This is a genomic window from uncultured Microbacterium sp., from assembly GCF_963521645.1.
In the GTDB taxonomy this organism is placed as follows: Bacteria; Actinomycetota; Actinomycetes; order Actinomycetales; family Microbacteriaceae; genus Microbacterium.
Genome location: NZ_CAUQVQ010000018.1, coordinates 1 through 23,111, shown reverse-complemented (window position 1 = coordinate 23,111; position 23,111 = coordinate 1). Strand labels below are relative to the sequence as shown.

Here is a 23,111-nt window from a genome sequence, read left to right as displayed (position 1 = left end):
AACGATAGCCTCCGAGCATGGCCCGTCCCTCCGCATCCCCCGCTCCGCCTCGTGTCTCACCGCCCGATCTTCCCGCGGTGTTCCATGGCGAGGCCCCGGCTCGCGGGGTCGATCTGCTCGCCGCGCAGCTGAGCCTCTCGGAGAAGGTGGACCTCGCCCACGCCTCTCTCGAGCAGTGCCGCATCTCCGCGGACGCCGATTCGGTAGACCTCTCGGGAGCGACGTTGATCGACGTCGAGATCGTCGACGCCCGCATCGCGTCGATCCGGCTCCGCGATGCGAGCATCCGACGTCTCAGGATCGCGGGGGGACGGCTCGGAACACTCGATCTGAGCGGTGCTCGCATCGATGAACTCGCGATCCACGGGGTCCGGATCGACTACCTGAACCTGGGAGGCGCTCGCGCCGTCGACGTCGAGGTCTCCGACTGCGGCATCCGCACTCTCGACATGCCGCAGGCCGAGCTCACGCGGGTGCGATTCTCGGAGAGCACGTCGGATGAGGTCGATCCCCGCGGCATCCGGGCGAAGGACGTCGACCTGCGCGGTCTCGACGCACGCAGCTATCTCGACGCCAACAGTCTGCGAGGAACGACGCTCAGCGGATTCCAGGTGCAGCAGCTCGCTCCCCTGTTCGCGGCGGGTCTGGGAATCCAGGTCAAGGACTGACGGGCCGACTCGCTTCGAGCAGCTCCCGCGTGAACGGATGCTGCGGCGAGGCGAACACCTCGGAGACCGCCCCCTGCTCGACGATCGCGCCGTCCTGCATCACGACGACCTCGTCGGCGACTGCACCCACCACGTCGAGGTCGTGCGACACGAAGACCATCGTCAGGCTGCGGTCGCGCTGCAGCCTGAGCAGCAGCCGCAGCACGCGTTCGCGCACCGAGGGATCGAGCGCGGACACGGGCTCATCGAGCACCAGCACCTGGGGGTCGGCCGCCAGTGCCCGCGCTATCGCAGCTCGCTGACGCTGGCCTCCCGACAGCGCACCCGGACGGCGCGTCGCAAGCTCGGGGTCGAGATCCACTTCGGCGAGCAGGTCGTCGACCCTGGCCGCTCTGCGTCCGCGAGGCACTCCGCCGGCGGCGAGCGCCTCTCTCAGCGAGCGCCCGATCGTCCACCGCGGATCGAAGGCGCCGAGGGGGTTCTGGTGCACGAGCTGCACCCGTTGCGCTGCCGTCCAGCGCAGGTCGCCCTCGTCCGGGCGCTCGACACCCACGATCATCCGCGCCAGTGTGGTCTTGCCCGATCCCGACTCGCCCACGATGCCGAGCGTGCGCCCGCGTCCGACGACGAAGGACGCCTCGCGCACCGCGACGAACCCGCCGAAGCTCTTGGTCAACCCCGTGGCGACGAGCACCGGCGACGACGGCTCGTGCGGAGCAGTCCTCGGCTCATGGATGGTCGCCGCGATCAGCTGACGCGTGTACTCGTGCCGGGGAGATCCGAGCACCTCGTCGACCGGCCCCGACTCGACCGCCGCACCGTGGCGCATGACCAGCACACGGTCGGCGATGCGACGCACGGCGGCGAAGTCGTGACTGATGAACACGACGGCCGTGCCGGCGTCGGCGATGTCACGGAGAAGCCCGAGTATTCGAGCCTGCACGGTCGCATCCAGCGCCGTGGTCGGCTCATCCGCGACGAGGACAGCGGGTTCCGCCGCGATCGCCGAGGCGATGAGCGCGCGCTGTCGCAGTCCCCCCGAGAGCTGGTGGGGGTAGTGCCGCGCGCGGCGGGCGGCGTCCGGCATCCAGACCCGCCGCAGCAGATCGTGCACGCGCTCGCGCACTGCCGCTCTGCCCGACACGACTCCGTGCAGGAGCAGGGGCTCGGCGACCTCGGAGCCGATGCGACGCAGCGGGTCCAGCGAGACGAGCGCGTCCTGCGACACGAGCGCGATGCCGGAGCCGCGCAGCGCGCGCCAGCGACGCTCGCCGAATCTCGCGACGTCGGTGCCGTCGATGAGCAGGCGGTCGGCACGAACACGCGCCCCCACGGGTGTGAGCCCCAGCAGCGCTCTGGCCGTGAGCGACTTTCCCGCACCGGATTCTCCGACGATCGCGACGCACTCACCGCGCGCCACCGACAACGACACGCCGTCGACGACCGGGGTGCCGCCGAAGTCGATGCGCAGTCCGTCGAGTTCGAGCGCGCCTGTCATGATGTCCGTCCCTCCGCCCTGGCCCGCAGCGTGCGCCCGACGACGGTGGCGGCGATCACCGTGACCGTGATCGCGACCCCCGGGAAGACAGCGATCCACCATGCCTGGCCCAGCACGTTGCGGCCTCCCGCGAGCATGAGCCCCCACTCGGGAGTCGGTTCCGACGGGCCCAGCCCGAGGAAGCTGAGGCCCGCAGCGGCCAGGATGCTCGACCCGATGCCGATGGTCGCGAGCACGCTCAGCGAGCCGATCACACCGGGTACCACATGCCGGACGAAGGCCGTGGCCGGAGGCACCCCGAGAATGCGGGCGGCCTCGACGTGCTCGGCACGTCGCAACGTGCGCGTCTGCACTCTCGCGAGACGGATGTACACCGGAACCGCCGCGAGGGTCACCGCGATCGCGATGTTCACGGGTCCCGGCCCGAGGATCGCGACGACCACGAGGGCCACCAGGAACTCGGGGAAGGCCATGAGCACATCGTTCACGCGCATGAGGGCGGCATCCACTCCGCGCGGGGCGAGCCCGCCGAGTGCACCGATGAGAAGTCCCACGGCCAGCGCGATGCCGGTGGCGAGCACACCGATCCCGATGGAGCGCCCGGCGCCGTGGACCACCCGCGAGTAGACGTCACGGCCGCTCTGGTCGGTGCCGAACAGGTGCTCGGCACTGGGCGGGAGCAGCGATGCGCGCACATCCGTCTGGAGCGGGTCATGGGTGGCGAGGACGCCGGGGAACGCCGCCGCGAACGCGAACACCACCAGGACGGCCGCCGCGCACCAGAGCAGCGCGATCTGCGCACGCTTCATCGCACGCCCCCGCGCTCGCTGCGCAGCCGAGGGTCGATGACCGGATGCAGAAGCTCGATCACGAGGTTCACGGTCACGAAGACGACGGCGCTGAGCAGGATGATCCCGGTGATGACCGGGAGATCGCGGTTGGTGATCGCCGCCAGGGTCACGCGTCCGAGGCCCGCCCGCGCGAACACGGTCTCGACGAGCACCGCTCCCCCGAGCACCGATCCCGTCAGGTACGCCGCCAGAGTGACCGCGTTCGCTGCTCCGTGACGCAGGCCGTGGCGCAGCGTGAACCACGACGGACCCGCACCTCGGGCTCGGACGGTCTCCGCGAACGGCATCCGCTCGGCCTGCACGAGTCCGTCGCGCAGCACCTGGCTGAGCAGCGCCGCCACCGGCAGAGCGAGGGTGACCGCGGGCAGCACGATGGTCGCCGGGTTCCTCGCACCGGACACGGGGAACCATCCGAGACCGAACGCGAACACGCTCAGCAGGACCAGACCGATCCAGAACACCGGCGACGACAGGATGATCAGCTCGACGCCCGCGGCGACGGCTCGTCCCGCCTGACCGCGCACCAGCAGGGCGACGGACAGCGCGAGCAGCACGGCTATCGTCAGCGCCAGCGCCGAGAGCTGCAGCGTCGCGCCGAGTTGGCGACCGATGACCTCCGTCACGGGCATCCGCAACTGGTAGGACTCGCCGAGGTCGCCCCGGGCGAGCTGTCCGATGAAGCCCAGATACTGCTCGAACGGGGGGCGATCGAGGCCTAGCTCGGCGCGGATGCCGTCTTTCACGGCATCGCTGACCTGCGCCTGAGGTCCGAGCATGACCGACACCGGGTCACCGGGGATGACGCGGAACGCCACGAAGACCAAAGTCGCCGCGCCCCAGAGCACGATCACGACGGATGCCGCGAGACCCGCCGTGCGCATGAGCGCCACCTTCACCGTTCGCGCCCTCCCGACAGTTCCCGGGCGCCCCTGTGCGGACGGCGCTCGCTCACGAACGATACCGCAGCGCGACCTTCCGAAGCGCTCGGCGACCGCCGCCTCAGTCGACGCTCACGTCGTAGAAGAGCGGGCGACCGTACAGGTCGTAGTCGAGACCGCTGACGCGCTCACCCACAGCCGTGATCGCCGAGGGGCTGTAGAGCGGGACGATCGCGGTGTACTCGGCGTTCCACTCCTGCAGCTGCGTGTAGATGTCATCGCGCTGAGCCTGGTCGCTCGAGGCGACGGCCTGATCGAGCAGCGCGTCGATCTCGGGATCCGTGACCTGCGAGGCGTTCTGGAATCCCTCGGTGTGCAGATGCGCACGGAGGAAGTCCGGATCGACGCCGGAGAAGCCCCAGTCGGTGAGGTCGAAGGTCTTCGGGCCGTACTGCTCGTTGTACGCTCCGGGTTCCAGCACCTCACGGACGACCTCGAAGCCGATGCCCGTGAGGTCGGACTGGATGGCGTTCGCGAGAGCCGCGCGATCATCGGGCACAGGGGTCCAGGCGATCCAGCGCGCCGAGAGACGCTGTCCGTCTTTCATGCGGATGCCGTCGCTGTCGCGCTGCGTCCAGCCGGCCTCATCGAGCAATGCGTTCGCCGCGTCCTGGTCGAAGGCCCACGTGCCCTCGAGAGACGCGTCGTAGCCGGGAGTCGTCGATCCGAGCACGCTCCACGCGCGGGGGAACTGGTCGAAGAAGATCTCCTCCACCGCGGCGTCGATGTCGATGCCGCGCGCGAACGCCTGGCGCACCTTCTCATCGGCGAAGACGCCGTACTTCTCGTTGAGGTAGAGCGAGTACGGCAGACCCGGGTACTCGATCGAGTCGACCGTGATGCCGTCGCCGAGGTCACCCGCGAGGTTCGGCGGGATGTTGCTCGCGAGGTCGGCCTCGCCGCTCTGCACCACACCGGTGCGCACGGAGGCCTCCGGCTGGATCTCGACGCGCAGCGTCGCGACCTCCGGAGCGTCGTCGCTGTGCGGGCCCCACGCGTAGTCGTCGTTGCGCGTGTACACCAGCTCCTGGTCGGGTGTGTACTCGCTGAGTACGAACGGACCGGTGCCGACAGTGACGTCGGGGCCTCCGGCCTTGAGCTGGTCGGCGGACTCCGCCAGCACTGCGGGCGAATAGAAGCCGAGCTGCGGAGTGCTCGCCGCCTGCAGGAACGGCGCGTACGGCTGTGTGAAGCTCACCTTCACCGTGTAGTCGTCGACGACCTCGGTGCCCTCGTAGAAGTCGGCGCCGAGCATGGCCGCCGCCTGCGCGGACTCGGTTTCGGGATCGACGATGCGATCGAAGTTGACCTTGACCGCTTCGGCATCGAAGGCCTCGCCGTCGGTGAACGTGACGTCGTCGCGGAGAACGAAGGTGTACTCGGTGCTGTCCGGCGAGACGCTCCACTCCTTCGCCAGCCACGGGGTGAACGAGCCGTCGTCCTCCTGGAAGACGAGCGAGTCGAGCACAGCTCGCTGCACCATGCCCGAGACATCCAGCTGGCTCACCTGCGGATCCATGTGCCCGGCAGAGAGGTTCGCGCCCTCGATCGACCACACGAGCTCGCCGCCCTCGGACTCTGAGGAGGGTGCAGCGCAAGAGCTGAGCAGCAGCGCGGAGGCGGCTGCGACAGCGCCGATCGACAGGGCGCGGCGACGAAGGGGCACAGTCATGATGATCCTCGGAGGGGACGGAGAGGGGGCGCGGGCACGCCAGTTCTTGGACTCCATCCAAGTGTAGAACCTCCCGCGGGCCGGGGCGCCGCGAGGGACGAGCCTCGGAGCCGCTCGCCCGCGGCCTCCCCGACTCGGCTCCCCGCCGAGACGAGCCAGACCACCGCGATCGTCGAGACGGCCGGGCCGACTAGACTGGGTGGCACAACCCACACTCAGGCACGCTCACACAGTGCCGCATACATCGCTCGAGGAGACCTCCATGTCCGCCATTCCCGACAAGCCCGTACTCGAAGGTCTCGAAGCGAAGTGGGGTGAGGCCTGGTCCGAGCGGGGAACGTACCTGTTCGACCGCATCCGCGCCGCCGAGTCCGGACGTGACGGCGTCTACTCGATCGACACTCCCCCGCCCACGGCATCCGGGAGCCTGCACATCGGCCACGTGTTCTCGTACACCCACACCGACGTCAAGGCGCGCTTCGAGCGCATGCGCGGCAAGAACGTGTTCTATCCGATGGGGTGGGACGACAACGGCCTGCCCACCGAACGCCGCGTCCAGAACTACTACGGTGTGCGCTGCGACCCCTCTCTTCCCTACCAGCCCGACTTCACCCCGCCGTTCGAAGGCGGCGACAACAAGTCGAGCCGCGCCGCCGACCAGGTGCCGATCAGTCGCCGGAACTTCATCGAGCTGTGCGAGCGCCTGACGATCGAGGACGAGAAGCAGTTCGAGGCCCTGTTCCGCCAGCTCGGCCTCTCGGTCGACTGGTCGCAGACCTACCGCACGATCTCCGACGACACGATCCGTCAGAGCCAGCTCGCGTTCCTGCGCAACCTCGAACGGGGCGAGGCCTACCAGTCGCTCGCACCGACCCTGTGGGACATCGACTTCCGGTCCGCGATCGCGCAGGCCGAGCTCGAGGACCGCGACCAGCAGGCGGCGTACCACACGATCGATTTCCCCTTCGCCGACGGATCCGGCTCGATCACGATCGAGACCACCCGCCCCGAGCTGCTGCCCGCGTGCATCGCGATCGTGACGCACCCCGAGGGCCCGCACAAGCACCTGATCGGCACGAAGGTGCGCACCCCGTTCTTCGGCGCCGAGATCGAGATCCACGGCCACCACCTCGCTCAGCCCGACAAGGGCACGGGCGCCGCCATGGTCTGCACCTTCGGCGATGTGACCGACATCATCTGGTGGCGCGAGCTGCGCACGGCCGCGGGCGACCACCTCCCCAACATGACGACGATCGGTCTCGACGGACGCTTCCTCCCGACGGCCCCGTCGATCGTCACCGAGCCCGAGGCCGTCGACTGGTACGCGGCCGAACTGGCCGGCAAGACCGTGTTCTCGGCGCGCAAGGCGATCGTCGAGAAGCTGCAGGAGACCGGAGACATGACCGCGGTCGGCAAGCCGTTCACCCACGCGGTGAAGTTCTTCGAGAAGGGCGACCGCCCTCTCGAGATCGTCTCGACGCGTCAGTGGTACATCCGCAACGGCGCGCGCGACGAGAAGCTGCGCGATGAACTGCTCGAGCGGGGCACGCAGGTGGCCTGGCACCCGGACTTCATGCGCGTGCGCTACGAGAACTGGGTCGGCGGACTCACCGGCGACTGGCTCGTGTCCCGCCAGCGCTTCTTCGGTGTGCCGATCCCCCTCTGGTACGGGCTCGACGAGAACGGCGAGCGCGACTACGACCGTGTGATCGCGCCGGACCACGCGTCTCTCCCGATCGACCCGACGACCGATGTGCCCGCGGGATACACCGAGGAGCAGCGCGGCGTCGCCGGCGGCTTCGAGGCCGAGGCCGACATCCTCGACACCTGGGCGACCTCGTCGCTGACGCCGCAGCTCGCCGGCGGATGGCAGCGCGACGAGGAGCTGTGGCAGCTCACGGCTCCGTTCGACCTGCGTCCGCAGGGCCAGGACATCATCCGCACCTGGCTCTTCTCGACCATGCTGCGCTCGACCCTCGAAGACGGACGCGCTCCGTGGCGCAACGCCGCGATCTCGGGCTTCATCGTCGACCCCGACCGCAAGAAGATGTCGAAGTCGAAGGGCAACGTCGTGACCCCCGCGGACATCCTCGAGACCCACGGATCGGATGCCGTGCGCTACTGGGCCGCATCGAGCCGTCTGGGCATGGACGCCGCCTTCGACCCGCAGAACCCCACGCAGGTCAAGATCGGCCGTCGACTCTCGATCAAGGTGCTGAACGCGGCGAAGTTCGTGCTGTCGTTCCCGGTGCCCGAGGGAGCACAGGTGACGCACGCGCTCGACGCCTCGATGCTGACCGGGCTCGACGCCGTCATCGCCGAGGCGACGGCGGCCTTCGAGAACTACGACCAGGCCAAGGCGCTCGAGGTCACCGAGGCGTTCTTCTGGACCTTCTGCGACGACTACCTCGAACTCGTCAAGGAGCGCGCATACAACCAGAACGACGTGGGCCAGGCATCCGCCGCGCTCGCTCTGCGTCTGGCGCTCTCGACCCTGCTGCGTCTTCTCGCACCGATCATCTCGTTCGCGACCGAAGAGGTGTGGTCCTGGTTCGAGGAAGGCTCGGTGCACACTGCGGCATGGCCGGAGCCTCTCGGCATCGACGGCGACACGGCGGTGCTGTCGGCCGCGAGCGAAGCGCTGATCGGCATCCGCCGCGCCAAGACCGAGGCGAAGGCCTCGCAGAAGACGCCGGTCTCCCGTGCCGCGATCTCCGCTCCTGCGGCCAAGCTCGACGCGCTCCGCGCCGCCGCCGAAGACCTGAAGGCCGTCGGGCGGATCGCCGAGCTCGAGTTCACCGAGGCGGAGGAGTTCGCGGTCACCGCGATCGAACTCGCTCCAGCAGAGGGCGCGTGATGCAGCTCGGCACGCGATGGGCAGCCGGAGCGCAGCCCCCGGCGTCCGTCCCGGAATCCCTGCGCGCCGGCATCGCCGAGGTGGAGGCGCGCGGTCTCGGCGGGCATTGGACGCTGACCTGGCTCGAGGGCCGCGCGATCGCGGAACTGGACGCCGGGTGGGAGGTCCTGCAGACCGCGACCGGCGACGTGCTCACCCGTCCCTTCCAGGACTGAATCGACCTCGCCCGACGCTCGCACCACCCGAGACCCTCCGTCGCCTTCTGCACGGAGGGTCTCGGTCGTCGTGCGCCCTCGATGGTTAGGCTCGACCCATGACCGACGCCTCGAACCCGCTGCTCCAGCCGTCTCCCCTGCCGTACGGGCTCCCCGACTACGGCTCGATCAGGCCGGAGCACTATCTCCCCGCCTTCGAGGCGGCCTTCGCCGAGCATCTGCGCGAGATCGCGAGGATCACGATGGTGCGCTCGATGCCCACATTCGAGAACACGATCGAAGCCCTGGAGCGCTCGGGGGAACTGCTCGACCGGGTGGCTCACGCCTTCTACACCGTGAGTTCCGCCGACGCGACCCCCGAGATCCAGGCCGTCGATGAGAAGCTCGCGCCGCTCATGGCAGCCCACAACGACGCGGTCACTCTCGACAGCGCGCTGTACTGGCGCGTCCAGCAGGTGCACGATCGTCTCGACGAGCTCGACCTCGACGACGAGCAGCGCTACCTCGTGCAGCGACACCATCGCGAGATGACGCATGCGGGGGCAGGCCTCGACGATGCGGCGAAGAGCACGCTCACCGCTCTGAACCAGCGCCTGTCGACGCTGAGCAACACGTTCGAGCGCAATCTCCTGAACGACACCAACGACCTCGCCGTCGTGTTCGACTCGGCCGACGAGCTCGCAGGCCTCAGCAGCGGCGAGCTCTCGGCTGCGGCACGCGCTGCCACCGATCGAGGTCTCGACGGTCGCTTCGTCATCTCTCTCCCCCTGTTCACCGGTCACCCGTACCTCGCGCAGCTGAGCGATCGCGAGTCCCGTCGTCGCATCATGGCCGCCTCCCGATCTCGCGCCTCTCGCGACAACGCGAACGACAATCGCCCCGTCCTCACCGAGATCGTGCGCCTCCGCGCCGAGCGCGCCGCGCTCCTCGGCTACGACTCGCACGCCGCATATGTGACGGCGGACGAGACGGCGGGCACCCCGGAGGCCGTCGAGCGGATGCTCCGCGAGCTGGCTGCCCCGTCGGCCCGCAACGCCCGAGCGGAGCGCGAAGCTCTGCAGAAGATCGTCGATGAGACCGAGACGACGCCCTTCCCCGTCGAAGCACACGACTGGGCGTTCTACACCGAGAAGGAGCGGACGGCTCGATACGCGATCGACACGGCCGCACTGCGCCCCTGGTTCGAGGCCGAGCGGGTGCTGCATGACGGCGTGTTCTTCGCCGCGACCACGCTGTACGGCATCACCTTCACCGAGCGCACCGATCTCGTCGCCTACCACCCCGGCGCGCGGGTGTTCGAGGTGCACAACGCCGACGGGACGGCACTGGGGCTCTACCTGCTCGACCTGTACACGCGCGATTCGAAGCGCGGCGGTGCGTGGATGAACCCGATCGTCAGCCAGTCACGACTACGCGGAACGTCACCCGTCGTGGTGAACAACCTCAACGTCGCGAGACCGGGAGACGGCGAGCCCACGCTGCTCACGCTCGACGAGGTCACGACTCTCTTCCACGAGTTCGGACACGCTCTGCACGGGCTCTTCGCCGTCGTCACCTACCCGCACTTCGCCGGAACGAACGTCTTCCGCGACTTCGTGGAGTTCCCGAGCCAGGTGAACGAGATGTGGATCCTCTGGCCGGAGGTTCTCGACAACTACGCGCGACACCATGAGACCGGTGATGCGCTCGACCCCGCGATCGTCGATCGGCTGCGCGCGACCGAGACCTTCAACCAGGGACACGACACCAGCGAGTACCTCGCCGCGTCCTGGCTGGACCAGGCCTGGCACCGGCTGGGAGAGGATGCCGAGATCGCCGACGTCGCCGCGTTCGAAGCCGCAGCTCTCGCCGACATCGGCCTCGATGACCCTGTGGTGCCGACGCGGTACTCGTCGACGTATTTCGCGCACGTCTTCTCGGGCGGGTACAGTGCCGGCTACTACTCCTACGTCTGGAGCGAGGTCCTCGACGCCGACACGGTCGAGTGGTTCCGGGAGAACGGCGGACTCAGCCGCGCGAACGGAGAGCGGTTCCGTTCACGGCTCCTCGGTGTCGGAGGGTCGAAGGATCCGCTCGAGGCGTATCGCGACTTCCGCGGCCGCGATGCCGACATCGCTCCGCTGCTGAGGCGGCGCGGCCTCGAGAACTGAATCGGGATGGAGCTCAGGCGCTCTTGCGCTTGCGCTCCATCACGATCGTGGGAGGTGCGCCCTCGTCGACGGCCGCGCGGGTGACGACGACCTTCGCGACGTCTTCGGCCGAGGGGATCTCGAACATGATCGGCCCGAGCACGTCTTCGAGGATCGCGCGGAGGCCGCGGGCACCCGTCTTGCGCTCGACCGCGAGGTCGGCGATGGACCGCAGAGCGTCTTCCTCGAACTCGAGCTGCACGCCATCGAGCTCGAACATGCGCTGATACTGCTTGACGAGCGCATTGCGAGGACCGGTGAGGATGTCGATGAGAGCATCCTGGTCGAGGGGCGAGACATTCGTGACCACCGGGAGGCGCCCGATGAACTCGGGGATGAGACCGAACTTGTGCAGGTCTTCCGGCAGAACCTCGCTGAACAGATCGAGGTCCTTGCCCTTGTCGTGCAGCGGGGCGCCGAAGCCGATGCCGTGCTTGCCCACGCGCGCGGAGACGATGTCCTCGAGGCCCGCGAAGGCGCCCGCGACGATGAACAGCACGTTGGAGGTGTCGATCTGCAGGAACTCCTGATGCGGGTGCTTGCGTCCGCCCTGCGGCGGCACGGAGGCGACGGTGCCCTCGATGATCTTGAGGAGCGCCTGCTGCACACCCTCGCCCGAGACGTCTCGGGTGATCGACGGGTTCTCGGCCTTGCGCGCGATCTTGTCGACCTCGTCGATGTAGATGATGCCCTGCTCCGCGCGCTTGACGTCGTAGTCGGCGGCCTGGATCAATTTGAGCAGGATGTTCTCGACATCTTCACCCACATAGCCGGCCTCGGTGAGGGCGGTCGCGTCGGCGACCGCGAACGGCACGTTCAGACGCTTCGCGAGAGTCTGCGCCAGGTAGGTCTTGCCGCATCCCGTCGGACCGATGAGCAGGATGTTGCTCTTGGCGATCTCGACGCTCTCGGCCTTCTGCTCGGCGGTCTGGAGCGTGCCGTGGGCGCGGATGCGCTTGTAGTGGTTGTACACCGCGACGGACAGCGCCTTCTTGGCGGGCTCCTGGCCGACGACGTACTCCTCGAGGAAGGAGAAGATCTCGCGCGGCTTGGGCAGTTCGAAGTCGGCGCCGCCCTCCGCCGAGGACTCGGCCATGCGCTCCTCGATGATCTCGTTGCACAGCTCGACGCACTCGTCGCAGATGTATACACCGGGGCCAGCGATGAGCTGCTGCACCTGCTTCTGGCTCTTTCCGCAGAACGAGCACTTGAACAGGTCAGCGCTTTCACCGATACGGGCCATGCGCGTCCTCCTAGGGGGGATCCAGAGATCGTCTACTGAGCCTAACCTCTGCATCCGACACCGGGACGCATTGGCGCGGGGTCGTCGGTCTCGAGTCCGTATCGGCCAGGACGCGACGAGGCCCGTCCGCTGTTCTCGCAGCAGACGGGCCTCGCGTGAGGGTCACGCGCGTCAGATCATGCTCTTGGTGTGCCAGACGGTCTTGACCTCGGTGAAAGCGCCGATGCGCTCGGGAGATGCGGTGACGGCGCCCGGAGCCAGCACGCGCTTGAGCGTCTCGGCCGCGGCGATCTGCATGTCGATCCACTCGAGGTCGCCTGCGCCGGCCAGATCGAGTGCATTGACGTCCTGATGCGACGCGAGCCATGGCGCCATCTCCGCCGGAGACCCGGTGAGCACGTTGACCACTCCCCCCGGCACATCGCTCGTGGCGAGCACCTCGGCGAGGCTGATGGCCGACAGCGGGTACCGCTGGCTCGCGATCACGACGACCGTGTTGCCTGCCACCAGGGCCGGAGCGACGACCGACACCAGTCCCAGGAGCGCGGAGTCCTGGGGGGCGACGATCGCGACGACGCCGGTCGGCTCCGGCACCGAGATGTTGAAGTACGGGCCAGAGACCGGGTTCGCGTTGCCCGCGACCTGCGCGTACTTGTCGCACCACCCGGCGTACCAGACCCAGAGATCGATCGCCTCGTCGACCTGAGCGGCCGCGGCGGACGACGAGAGGCCCTCCTGGGCGGCGATCTCGTCGATGAACTGCGCACGACGCCCTTCGAGCACCTCCGCGACGCGGTAGAGGACCTGGCCGCGGTTGTAGGCCGTCGCTCCCGACCAGCCCTTCACCGCGGCGCGGGCCGCGACCACGGCATCCCGGGCATCTTTGCGCGACGCCTGCGCGGCGTTCGCCAGGAACGCACCCTTGGCGGAGAGCACCTCGTACGTGCGTCCCGACTCGCTGCGCGGGAAGGCGCCGCCGATGGCGAGCTTGTACGTCTTCGGAACGGTCAGTCGCTTGCTCATGCGGAAGCCCCCTTCAGGTAGGCGGTGAGACCCTGTCGTCCGCCCTCGCGGCCGTATCCGGATTCCTTGTAGCCGCCGAACGGACTCGACGGGTCAAAACGGTTGAACGTGTTCGCCCAGATCACTCCTGCGCGAAGTCGGTCGGCGACGGCGAGGATGCGCGATCCCTTGTCGGACCAGATGCCGGCCGACAGGCCGTAGGGCGTGTTGTTCGCCTTGGCGATCGCCTCGGCCGGCGTGCGGAACGTCAGCACCGACAGGACGGGACCGAACACCTCGTCGCGGGCGATGCGGTGCGATGCCTCGACGCCGGTGAAGATCGTCGGAGCGAACCAGAAGCCCTTGTCGGGGATCGCGCAGTCCGCGGTCCAGCGCTCCGCGCCCTCGGCCTCGCCGATGTCGCTGAGCTCGCGGATGCGGGCGAGCTGAGCGGCGGAGTTGATCGCGCCGATGTCGGTGTTCTTGTCGAGCGGGTCGCCGAGGCGCAGCGTCGACAGGCGGTTCTTGAGTCGATCGACGACCTCGTCGTGGATCGACTCCTGCACGAGCAGCCGGCTTCCGGCGCAGCACACGTGACCCTGGTTGAAGAAGATCCCGTTCACGATGCCTTCGACGGCCTGATCGATGGGCGCGTCGTCGAACACGATGTTCGCGGCCTTGCCCCCGAGCTCGAGCGTGACCTTCTTGTCGGTCCCCGCGACGGCACGGGCGATATCGCGTCCGACGCCGGTCGAACCCGTGAAGGCGACCTTGTCGACGTCGGGGTGGCGCACGAGGGTGGCCCCCGTGGAACCGGCGCCCGTGATGATGTTCACGACACCGGCAGGCAGGTCGGCCTGCTGCAGGATCTCGGCGAAGATCAACGCCGTGAGCGGCGTCGTCTCCGCAGGCTTCAGCACGACCGTGTTCCCGGCGGCGAGAGCGGGAGCGAGCTTCCAGGCGAGCATGAGCAGCGGGAAGTTCCACGGGATGATCTGCCCGGCGACGCCGAGCGCACGCGGGTTCGCGCCGAGTCCCGCGTAGTCGAGCTTGTCGGCCCACCCCGCGTAGTAGAAGAACCAGGAGGCGACCAGCGGAACGTCGACGTCGCGACTCTCCTTGATCGGCTTCCCGTTGTCGAGGCTCTCGGCGACGGCGAGCTCGCGTGCCCGCTCCTGCACGAGGCGGGCGATGCGGAACAGGTACTTGCCCCTGTCGCGACCGCTCATCCGCGACCAGGTCTTCTCATACGCGCGTCTCGCGGCGGCGACCGCGCGGTCGACGTCCTGATCGCTCGCCGAGGCGATCTCGGCGATGTGGGATTCGTCCGAGGGCGAGATCGTCGTGAAACTCGATCCGGTGCCGTCGACGAACTCTCCGTCGATGAACAGCCCGTAGCTGTCCTTGAGGTGCAGCACGGCCTTCGACTCCGGCGCCGGAGCGTAATCCAGGAATGACATATGCAGGACTCCTAGTCGATCGTGACGTAGTCGGGGCCGGAGTAGTGGCCGGTGGTGAGCTTCTGACGCTGCAGGAGCACATCGTTCAGCAGGCTCGAGGCTCCGAAACGGAAGAGGTGCGGCTGAAGCCATTCCTCACCCACCGTCTCCGCGACGGTGACGAGGTACTTCACGGCGTCCTTCGATGAGCGGATTCCGCCCGCCGGCTTCACGCCGATGCGCTCCCCCGTGCCGCGGTGCCAGTCACGCACCGTCTCGAGCATGAGCAGTGTCGTCGGCAGCGTGGCGGCGGGCTGGACCTTCCCCGTCGACGTCTTGATGAAGTCTCCGCCCGCGAGGATGCCGAGCCACGAGGCGCGCTTGATGTTGTCGTAGGTGTTGAGTTCGCCGGTCTCGAGGATCACCTTGAGCGAGGCGTACGAACCGTCCGAGCGACGGCACGCCTCCTTGACCTGGGCGATCTGGTCGTAGACGAGTCCGTAGCGCCCCGAGAGGAACGCCCCGCGGTCGATGACCATGTCGATCTCATCGGCTCCGGCTGCGACCGCCTCGGCGGTGTCGGCGAGCTTGATCGCCAGCGATGAGCGACCGCTCGGGAACGCCGTCGCGACCGCCGCGACCGAGATCAGACCGTCGTCGGGGTCTCCGTGCAGCGCACCGAGGGCTTCCACCGCATCGCCGACCATGTCGCCGTAGACGCAGACAGCGGCGACCCTCGGGGTCGACGGGTCCGCGGCATCCGGGTTCTTCGCCTTGGCGACGAGCGACCGCACCTTGCCGGGTGTGTCCGAGCCTTCCAGCGTCGTGAGGTCGATCAGTCTGATGATCGTGTCGAGGGCCCAAGCCTTCGAAGTCGTCTTGATCGAGCGCGTGCCGAGTGCGGCGGCACGCTGCTCGAGTCCCACGGCGTCGACGCCGGGGAGTCCGTGCAGGAAGCGGCGGAGCGTGGCGTCATCCGGCTCACCGCCGAGAACGTCCACCGCCGTTCTGCGGCTGAGTTCTTGGGTCGTCATCGTTCCTCCAACAATGCTCGTGCTGTGTTCTCATCTGTCACCAGGACGCTGCACAGGCCGCTGGTCACGACCGTGCGCGCGATGTCATGCTTCGCCTCGCCCGCTGTCACGAAGACGGCTCGGCTCGCTGCTCGGAGGCGTCCGAGATCCACTCCGACCGTCCGCGCGTCGAGTTGCGGGTCGACGATGTTGCCGTCGGCGTCGATGTAGCGTCCGAGGACGTCGCCGACGGCGCCACGGCGAGCGAGCTCCTCCACATCGGACGCCGACAGGTAGCCGTTCTCGACGTGCGCGGAACTCGCGTCGCACGGTCCGGCGGTGAAGAGGAAGGCCTGGGCCTCGGCGGCCTCTTCGAGCACGGCCGCGACGGTGCGGTCGGCCTCGATCGCCTGTTTGGTCTCGACGCGTTCGAGGATCGCGGGACTCGGCAGGAGCGACACCTGACCCGAGGCCCGCTGCGCGATCGTCACGGCGAGTCCGGCAGCCCCGCCCGACCGCCGATTCAGGCTCACTCCCCCGTTGAGCTGCACGACCGTGACGCCTGTCGCCCACCCGTCGGGCAGGGCCTCCGCCACCGCACGCAGAGTACGACCCCAGCTGACACCGAGAGTCCGCGGCACGGGGCGCATGGCGGTGAGGTGGTCGGCGGCAGCCTGCGCGACGCGCTCGAGGGTGCCGTCGTCGCCCTCGGGTGCAGGCACGACCACCGCGGCGGTGAGCCCGTGCCGATCCACGAGTTGGCGTTCGAGACCGAGTCGACGAGCGCGCGGATGGATGATCTCGATACGGACGATGCCCCGCTCGCGCGCCTGGATCAGCAGTCGTCCCACCTTCCAGCGCGAGAGTCCCAGGAGTGCGCCGATCTCGTCCTGCGTCTTCCCCTCGTCGTAGTACAACTCGGCGACGCGGACCATCGTCAGCTCATCGTCCACAGAATCCTCCTCATGCTCGAGGATACGCCGATTCCGCCTTTCGCGCACCCGTGCGCTCATATGAGCAATGGTGCCGAGCGATCCGCACATCTGCCGGGAATGCAGAGAGGACGTCGCCCCGCAGGGCGACGTCCTCTCTGAGGGGGATGCTTAAGCGCGCTTGCGCGAGGTGAGCACCTGGTCGACGATGCCGTACTCCAGGGCCTCTGCGGCCGACAGGATCTTGTCGCGGTCGATGTCGCGGTTGACCTGCTCGACGGACTTGCCGGTGTGGCGTGCCATCGTCTCCTCGAGCCAGGTGCGCATGCGGAGGATCTCCGCGGCCTGGATCTCGATGTCGGATGCCTGACCGTGACCCGCCTCGCCCATCGCCGGCTGGTGCATGAGCACGCGGGCGTTGGGCAGAGCGAGACGCTTGCCGGGGTGACCTCCGGCCAGCAGCACCGAGGCGGCCGACGCAGCCTGTCCGAGCACCACCGTCTGGATCTGCGGCGCGACGTACTGCATCGTGTCGTAGATCGCCGTCATCGCGGTGAACGAACCACCGGGCGAGTTGATGTACATCGTGATGTCGCGCTCGGAATCCTGGCTCTCGAGCACGAGGAGCTGGGCCATCACGTCGTCGGCCGACGCGTCGTCGACCTGGACGCCGAGGAAGATCACGCGATCTTCGAACAGCTTGTTGTAGGGGTCCTGGCGCTTGAAACCGTATGCCGTGCGCTCCTCGAACTGAGGAAGCACGTATCGGCTGGAGGGCAGATCGCCGGCAGAGCGGAAGGTGGGTGCGTACATGAGAGTCCTTTCGCTTTCCGTTACTTGATGTCCTGGTCGGTTCCGCCGCCACCGATGACGTCGGTGGCCGAGTCGCGGATGTGATCGACGAAGCCGTACTCGAGGGCCTCGTCAGCGGTGAACCAGCGGTCGCGGTCACCGTCGGCGTTGATCTGCTCGACAGACTTGCCGGTCTGCGCAGCGGTGATCTCGGCGAGGCGATTCTTCATCGACGTGATGAGCTGCGCCTGCGTCTGGATGTCGCTCGACGTTCCGCCGAAGCCGCCGTGAGGCTGGTGGAGCAGCACGCGCGCGTTGGGCGTGATGTACCGCTTGCCCTTCGTGCCGGCGGTCAGCAGCAGCTGACCCATCGACGCGGCCATGCCGATTCCCACGGTGACGATGTCGTTCGGGACGAACTGCATCGTGTCGTAGATCGCCATTCCCGCGGTGATCGATCCGCCGGGCGAGTTGATGTAGAGGTAGATGTCCTTCTCGGAGTCCTCTGCGGCGAGAAGGAGGATCTTCGCGCAGATCTCGTTCGCATTGTCGTCGCGCACCTCCGATCCCAGCCAGATGATGCGGTCCTTCAACAGTCGGTCGAAGACGCTCGTAGCGAGGAGGGGTTCTGCAGCCATGTCAGCTCCTGATTCCGTGTTTCAGTGATTCGAATCTACCGGCGTCAACGCAGCGCTCAGGCCGTGTTCGCCGTCGGCATATCAGTCGTCGATCTCCGCGATCTCGTGCGCGTACGCAGTCATGGAACGGTGGTAGCGAGGGAGATGCGGCACGAGTGCGAGCAGAGCGACGGACAGTGCGTGGCCGGGCCTGCCCGCGCTCGCGAGGATCAGCGCATGGACGGTCGCCACCGCGTCACGGTAGGGGCCGTCGTGCGAGAGCTCCTCCTCGGCGCGGATGACGGCGAGCGCCTCGTCGTACTCGCCGAGATTGCGAAGCGAACTCGCGAGTTGGATCACGCACTGCGGACGATGCTCGTCGTCGAGGCCGAGCGACAGTGCTCGCCGGTAGAGCGCGACTGCTTCCGCGGGCAGCCCCGCAGAATCCCGTGCCCCGGCTCGCTCGAACTCGGCGCGCGCGTCATCCGCTCCGCGTTCGGCAGCGAGGGCGTCGATGCGGGCGATCGTGGATTCTCCGACCTCCTCGCCCGATGCGTCTGCCCACACTTCGTCGATCCGCTCGTCCCAGGTCTTCGTCATGTCCTCGTTCCTCGCTCTGCCAGTTCACGAGAAAGGGGCGGATGCCGCAGCATCCACCCCTTTCCACAGATCGTGTTCGATCACTCGGCCTTGTCGGCTGCCTTCTTGGCCGGAGCCTTCTTGGCAGCGGGCTTCTTCGCGGCCGGCTTCTCGGCGGCGTCGGCGTCATCGGCCTTCTTCGCCGGAGCCTTCTTCGCAGCAGGCTTCTTCGCAGCGGGCTTCTCGGCGGCGTCGGCGTCATCAGCCTTCTTGGCCGCTGCCTTCTTGGCCGGAGCCTTCTTGGCGGGCTTCTCGTCCGCCGCGGTCTCGGCGGTGTCGGCTGCCTCGGCCTCGTCATCCGTGACGACGAAGTCCGACAGGTCCACGGTCTTGCCGTTGGTGTCGACGACCTTGACCTTGCCGAGCGCGATCGCGAGCGCCTTGTTGCGCGCGACCTCGCCGACGAGCGCGGGGAGCTGGTTCGAGGACTGCAGCGCCTCGACGAACTCCTGGGGCGCCATGCCGTACTGCGACGCGGACTGGATGAGGTACTGCGAGAGCTCCTCCTGCGAGACCTGCACGTCGGCCTGCTCGGCGATCGTGTCGAGGAGGACCTGCGTGCGGAACTGCTTCTCGCTGGCCTCGGTCACCTCGGCGCGGTGCACGTCGTCCTCGAGGCGGTTCTCCCCCTCGAGGTGGTTGTGCACCTCGTCTTCGATGAGCTGCGGCGGGACGGGGATCTCGATCTGCTCGAGCAGCGTCTCGACGAGCTTGTCGCGCGCGGCGGAGCCCTGCGTGAAGACGCCCTGCTGAGCGACCCGCTCGGCGAGACTCTCACGGAGCTCGGCGATCGTGTCGAACTCGCTCGCGATCTGGGCGAAGTCGTCGTCGGCCTCGGGAAGCTCGCGCTCCTTGACGGCCTTGACGCTCACCGAGACCTCGGCCTCGGAGCCGGCGTGGTCGCCGCCCACGAGCGCGGAGCGGAACGTGGTGTCCTCGCCCGCGGTGAGCGACTCGATCGCATCGTCGATGCCCTCGAGCAGCTCGCCTGAGCCGACCTCGTACGAGACGCCCTCGGCACGGTCGATCTCAGCGCCGTCGATCGTGGCGACGAGGTCGAGCTCGACGAAGTCGCCCTTGGCGGCCGGACGGTCGACGGGGACCAGCGTGCCGAAGCGGGCGCGGAGCTTCTCGATCTCTTCGTCGAGTGCGGCGTCGTCGGCCTCGACGGCGTCGACCGTCAGAGTGATTCCGTCGTATGCGGGGATCTCGATCTCGGGGCGGACGTCCACCTCGATGTCGACGAGCAGGTCGCCGGAGAAGTCCTTCTCGTTCGGCCACTGCGTGATCTCGGCGGCAGGCCGGCCGACGATGCGCAGCTTGTGCTCGGCCGACGCCTCGCGGAAGAACTTGTCGAGGCCTTCGTTGACCGCGTGCTCGATGACCGCGCCGCGTCCGATGCGCTGATCGATGATCGGGGCAGGGACCTTGCCCTTGCGGAAGCCGGGGATCTGGACGTCCTGAGCGATGTGCTCATAGGCGTGCGCGATGCTGGGCTTGAGGTCGTCAGGGGTGACCGTGATGCTGAGCTTGACCCGGGTCGGGGTGAGCTTCTCGACGGTGCTGTTCGCCATGCTGGTGTGTTCTCCTTGTGGTTTCCGCGCTGAATCGCGGCTGTCAGGCCGTTCGAGCCGTGTCGGGGCGACAGGAGTTGAACCTGCGACCTCCCGCTCCCAAAGCGGGCGCTCTACCAAACTGAGCTACGCCCCGGGGAATCCGCACGCAGATTCAGCCCCACCGAGTCTAACGGACATGAGCACGTCCGAGAGTCCGCTATGATCGATGAGTCGGCACAGTTCCTCACGGAGCAGCGCCGCAGTGGGGCTGTAGCTTAGTGGTAAAGCCTCTGTCTTCCAAACAGATGATGCGAGTTCGATTCTCGTCAGCCCCTCCACTCCAGAAAAGGCCCCCGCGATGCGGGGGCCTTTTTCGTTGCCGGAGTCAGGAACCTCTTCTCACGGCGCCGGCGTCGGGTACAGCTCCTCGTACGTCTGCTCCAGCCGCGGCGCGTCGTTGCCCGGCAGCAGCTGCTCGAGCGACATCTCGATGACCGCCGCGCCGTCGAGTGGGAACGTCGCGATCGTGCGGCCCGACTGCTCTGTCTCGAGCGCGAAGCCCGCTGGATGGACGATGTTGAACAGGGGCGCGCCGTCCGGCACACCGCTCTTCAGTGTGAGATCGGAGCCGATCGGCAGACTGTTCGCGTACGCGATGAGCCGGGTTCCCACCGGGATGCTTCGCGCGTAGTCGTCCGGTGTCGCAGTCCCGGGAAGCGCGAGGTACACAGTGCCCTCATCCCCCGTTGGCACTGCACCATGGAAGACGTCTACTGACGTGACACGCGCTACGACGGGCCGAAAGTCGAACGACTGACCGTCGACAGCCATCACTCCTTGCGAGAACGATTCGACGACGCCGAGGAAACCGATCTCGGACACCGCGACGAGTTCGTCGGTGGTCTCGACCCGGTCGGCATCCGCACCCGCGAATCCGGGAATCACGCCGGACGGAGCACTCTCACCCGTACTGGCTCCACTATCCGACTGCGTTTCAAGCGGCGTTATGGTACTGCGCTCAATCGAACAGCCTGTGATGCCGACTCCGGCTCCTAAGCTAAGGGCAATAGTTGCGGCGACACCGAAGTGCTTGGCCTTAATACCGACCATTGATCAACCCTCTTTCAGTAGTCGAGTAGATCGAAACCGTCGACGATCCGCTGACCAGACAGCTGGCGGCAATTGCACCCGGCGCATCGTAATGATACAGCCCGGTAAAGTGTCCAATCTCGTGACACATAGTTTTCCGAAACTCGCCTCCCGTGCCCAGCGAGGATTTCGCAACGAGCGATCCTTGGTCGCACACACCCGTTCCCCATCCACCAAGGGGCTTTGTACAGAGTGCGATCCCACGGATGATCCGAGATAGTTCATGGCTGCGCCGAACTGGTTTCCCCACCCGCTCGGATAGCCTTGCGGGGTGCAGTAATCCATGTTCGCATCATCTGCGAAGCAGGCGGCCAGATTGATCCCCTTCCACGAAGGATTAACCACCATCCGACTAGGACCATACTCGTGGTCAACCGAATCAGCGCAAAGGTCCTTGCTGCGTTTCGATAGACCCTCATTGGATATTCCTCAGGCATCGACCGACTTTGATTGGACAGTAGTCCCGCGCAGACAGTGCGGGCAATATAAAGCACCGTCGGTTCAGCAGTCGTAGGGCAGCGCGCCCCGAACACGCAGACTGCGTCCCCGCTGATCCGCAGGGACTAGAGTCTGGGTACGCAGGTTTCCCACGGAGGTTCCCACCGCATGACTGCACCTGTCGACGTGGCCACCTCCGCCGCCGGAGGCCACACCGTCCCACCGCGCTTCTCGAGCGCCGTCGACGCAGCACCGAAGCGTCGCAGGAGTCATCGAGGTATCGCAGTGACTACCGTCACGGTTCTCGTCGCGGCCGCAGCGGTCGGCGTGCTCCATGTCGTGGCCAACGTCGGCTACGACGGGGCGCGCGATGAATTCGATGCAGCGGCGTCCGCAGCACGGATCAGCGCGGCGACGGTCCAGCAGGAGCTGGAGTCGCTCCGCTCCACCGTCGATGCCGCCGAGCTGCTGAAGAGTGCGGATTCCGGCGTTTTCACCGCTCCCGATGCGAGGGACGCTCTCGCCGCGGCGACGATGAATGCCGATGAGGCCGCAGGCCCCGCCGAGCGTCTGCTGGCCGTTTCTCCGCCACCGGCGGCGTCCAAGCCTTCGGTGCTCTGGGAACTGCTCGCAGCATCCGACCAACTCGCCGCCGATGCACGCGATCTCGATCACCTGGCCGCCCACCTCGACGCCGCGACTCCTCCGATGACCACCGCCGAAACCGAAGTGACCGACGCAGGTGTAGCTCTGCTCCGTTCAGCGTCCGCGGTAGCGCCCGCATTCGAGTCGGCGCATCTCTCGGCCAAGAACGACGCCGTGATCGCCCTGCGAGACGCGGCATCGCGAGCGTCCGACATGACGATCCTCGATGGGTCGGCGGTCGAGGTGCTGGTGGCGATGCAGGATGCTGCTGCCCAGGTCGTGGCGACGGAACAGGCAGAGCTGGCCGAGAAGGCCGGCCCGTTGCAGGGCGCACGCCTCGAGATCGAGGCGTTCGCGCGGTCGTTGGCTCCCGGCGTGCTGTTGGAGTTCGACTGGAACCCGATCGTCAACAACGCCGGGTACAACGGAAGCATGGGCGGCCTCACGCGCTGGTGGTGGGACGATCCCGACCGAGCGTCGATAGAGCTGTCGAACTCCGTCGCCGAGCAGTGGCCGGCCGAACGCAGCAAGGCCCTGATCGCGCACGAGGTCGGCCACGCGATCAGCGTGAAGTGCGAGGACATGTACGACTCGTCGACGCAGGACAGCATCGAGAAGTGGGCGACGGCGTGGGCGATCAGCATGGGCTTCACCGACGATGCCAACGGCGTCTGGGCCTACGGCTACCCGCCGCAGTCCTACATCGACGCTGCGTACGGCTGCCGCTGACCCGTCGCGTGACACAGAAGTGGGGGGCG

19 protein-coding genes and 2 tRNA genes are annotated in these 23,111 nt (G+C 67.5%); 6 read left to right on the top strand and 15 right to left on the bottom strand.

Annotation, left to right across the window (positions count from 1 at the left end):
* The first annotated feature begins 17 nt into the window (after window positions 1-17).
* Window positions 18-668, top strand: coding sequence for a pentapeptide repeat-containing protein (locus RWO82_RS06525; protein WP_314424921.1), 651 nt, complete (start codon window positions 18-20; stop codon window positions 666-668).
* Here the strand turns inward: RWO82_RS06525 and RWO82_RS06520 are convergent.
* From RWO82_RS06520 to RWO82_RS06505, 4 genes are all read right to left on the bottom strand, one after another.
* Window positions 658-2,166 (bottom strand): ABC transporter ATP-binding protein, encoded by a 1,509-nt coding sequence (locus RWO82_RS06520; RefSeq protein WP_314424919.1) that lies wholly within the window; start codon window positions 2,164-2,166, stop codon window positions 658-660. The genes RWO82_RS06525 and RWO82_RS06520 overlap by 11 nt on opposite strands.
* On the bottom strand, window positions 2,163-2,975 hold the full coding sequence (locus RWO82_RS06515) for an ABC transporter permease (protein WP_314424917.1): 813 nt from the start codon (window positions 2,973-2,975) through the stop codon (window positions 2,163-2,165). Before RWO82_RS06515 ends, RWO82_RS06520 begins: the two co-directional genes overlap by 4 nt.
* Window positions 2,972-3,898 carry an ABC transporter permease gene (locus RWO82_RS06510; RefSeq protein WP_314424915.1) on the bottom strand — a complete coding sequence of 309 codons (927 nt, stop codon included), beginning with the start codon at window positions 3,896-3,898 and terminating at the stop codon, window positions 2,972-2,974. Before RWO82_RS06510 ends, RWO82_RS06515 begins: the two co-directional genes overlap by 4 nt.
* 118 nt (window positions 3,899-4,016) lie before the next feature.
* Window positions 4,017-5,627, bottom strand: a complete 1,611-nt coding sequence (locus RWO82_RS06505) for an ABC transporter substrate-binding protein (RefSeq protein ID WP_314424913.1) — start codon at window positions 5,625-5,627, stop codon at window positions 4,017-4,019.
* Window positions 5,628-5,889: 262 nt separating this feature from the next.
* Between RWO82_RS06505 and valS the strand changes: the two genes are divergently transcribed.
* The 3 genes from valS to RWO82_RS06490 all read left to right on the top strand — a co-directional run bounded on the left by valS (window position 5,890) and on the right by RWO82_RS06490 (window position 10,849).
* The gene (gene valS / locus RWO82_RS06500; protein ID WP_314424911.1) at window positions 5,890-8,484 is read left to right on the top strand and encodes a valine--tRNA ligase; all 2,595 of its coding nucleotides are present in this window, start codon (window positions 5,890-5,892) and stop codon (window positions 8,482-8,484) included.
* Window positions 8,484-8,699 carry a hypothetical protein gene (locus tag RWO82_RS06495; RefSeq protein ID WP_314424955.1) on the top strand — a complete coding sequence of 72 codons (216 nt, stop codon included), beginning with the start codon at window positions 8,484-8,486 and terminating at the stop codon, window positions 8,697-8,699. Before valS ends, RWO82_RS06495 begins: the two co-directional genes overlap by 1 nt.
* A gap of 98 nt (window positions 8,700-8,797) precedes the next feature.
* Window positions 8,798-10,849 (top strand): M3 family metallopeptidase, encoded by a 2,052-nt coding sequence (locus RWO82_RS06490; protein WP_314424909.1) that lies wholly within the window; start codon window positions 8,798-8,800, stop codon window positions 10,847-10,849.
* 13 nt (window positions 10,850-10,862) lie between these two features.
* Here RWO82_RS06490 and clpX read toward each other — a convergent pair whose 3' ends face one another.
* The 10 genes from clpX to RWO82_RS06440 all read right to left on the bottom strand — a co-directional run bounded on the left by clpX (window position 10,863) and on the right by RWO82_RS06440 (window position 20,275).
* Window positions 10,863-12,131, bottom strand: a complete 1,269-nt coding sequence (gene clpX / locus RWO82_RS06485) for an ATP-dependent Clp protease ATP-binding subunit ClpX (RefSeq protein WP_314424907.1) — start codon at window positions 12,129-12,131, stop codon at window positions 10,863-10,865.
* A 171-nt stretch (window positions 12,132-12,302) separates the two neighbouring features.
* On the bottom strand, window positions 12,303-13,154 hold the full coding sequence (locus RWO82_RS06480; protein ID WP_314424905.1) for an aldehyde dehydrogenase family protein: 852 nt from the start codon (window positions 13,152-13,154) through the stop codon (window positions 12,303-12,305).
* Window positions 13,151-14,593 (bottom strand): aldehyde dehydrogenase family protein, encoded by a 1,443-nt coding sequence (locus tag RWO82_RS06475; RefSeq protein ID WP_314424903.1) that lies wholly within the window; start codon window positions 14,591-14,593, stop codon window positions 13,151-13,153. Before RWO82_RS06475 ends, RWO82_RS06480 begins: the two co-directional genes overlap by 4 nt.
* 11 nt (window positions 14,594-14,604) lie before the next feature.
* The gene (gene deoC, locus RWO82_RS06470) at window positions 14,605-15,606 is read right to left on the bottom strand and encodes a deoxyribose-phosphate aldolase (protein WP_314424901.1); all 1,002 of its coding nucleotides are present in this window, start codon (window positions 15,604-15,606) and stop codon (window positions 14,605-14,607) included.
* Complete coding sequence (locus tag RWO82_RS06465; protein ID WP_314424899.1) at window positions 15,603-16,538, bottom strand: sugar-binding domain-containing protein; 936 nt, start codon at window positions 16,536-16,538, stop codon at window positions 15,603-15,605. Before RWO82_RS06465 ends, deoC begins: the two co-directional genes overlap by 4 nt.
* Window positions 16,539-16,688: 150 nt before the next feature.
* The gene (locus tag RWO82_RS06460) at window positions 16,689-17,330 is read right to left on the bottom strand and encodes an ATP-dependent Clp protease proteolytic subunit (RefSeq protein ID WP_314424897.1); all 642 of its coding nucleotides are present in this window, start codon (window positions 17,328-17,330) and stop codon (window positions 16,689-16,691) included.
* A 20-nt stretch (window positions 17,331-17,350) separates the two neighbouring features.
* Window positions 17,351-17,947 (bottom strand): ATP-dependent Clp protease proteolytic subunit, encoded by a 597-nt coding sequence (locus RWO82_RS06455; protein WP_314424895.1) that lies wholly within the window; start codon window positions 17,945-17,947, stop codon window positions 17,351-17,353.
* An 81-nt stretch (window positions 17,948-18,028) separates the two neighbouring features.
* Window positions 18,029-18,526, bottom strand: coding sequence for a tetratricopeptide repeat protein (locus RWO82_RS06450; protein ID WP_314424893.1), 498 nt, complete (start codon window positions 18,524-18,526; stop codon window positions 18,029-18,031).
* A gap of 80 nt (window positions 18,527-18,606) precedes the next feature.
* Entirely contained in the window at window positions 18,607-20,139 is a 1,533-nt protein-coding gene (gene tig, locus RWO82_RS06445; RefSeq protein WP_314424891.1) for a trigger factor, read from the bottom strand.
* Window positions 20,140-20,201: 62 nt separating this feature from the next.
* A tRNA-Pro gene (locus RWO82_RS06440) sits at window positions 20,202-20,275 on the bottom strand.
* A gap of 110 nt (window positions 20,276-20,385) precedes the next feature.
* Here RWO82_RS06440 and RWO82_RS06435 point away from each other — a divergent pair.
* Window positions 20,386-20,459: transfer RNA gene (locus RWO82_RS06435), tRNA-Gly, on the top strand.
* 61 nt (window positions 20,460-20,520) lie between these two features.
* On the opposite strand, the gene RWO82_RS06430 is transcribed toward RWO82_RS06435, so the two are convergent.
* Complete coding sequence (locus tag RWO82_RS06430) at window positions 20,521-21,231, bottom strand: hypothetical protein (RefSeq protein ID WP_314424889.1); 711 nt, start codon at window positions 21,229-21,231, stop codon at window positions 20,521-20,523.
* Window positions 21,232-21,993: 762 nt separating this feature from the next.
* Between RWO82_RS06430 and RWO82_RS06425 the strand changes: the two genes are divergently transcribed.
* The gene (locus RWO82_RS06425; RefSeq protein WP_314424887.1) at window positions 21,994-23,082 is read left to right on the top strand and encodes a hypothetical protein; all 1,089 of its coding nucleotides are present in this window, start codon (window positions 21,994-21,996) and stop codon (window positions 23,080-23,082) included.
* The last annotated feature ends 29 nt before the right edge of the window (window positions 23,083-23,111 follow it).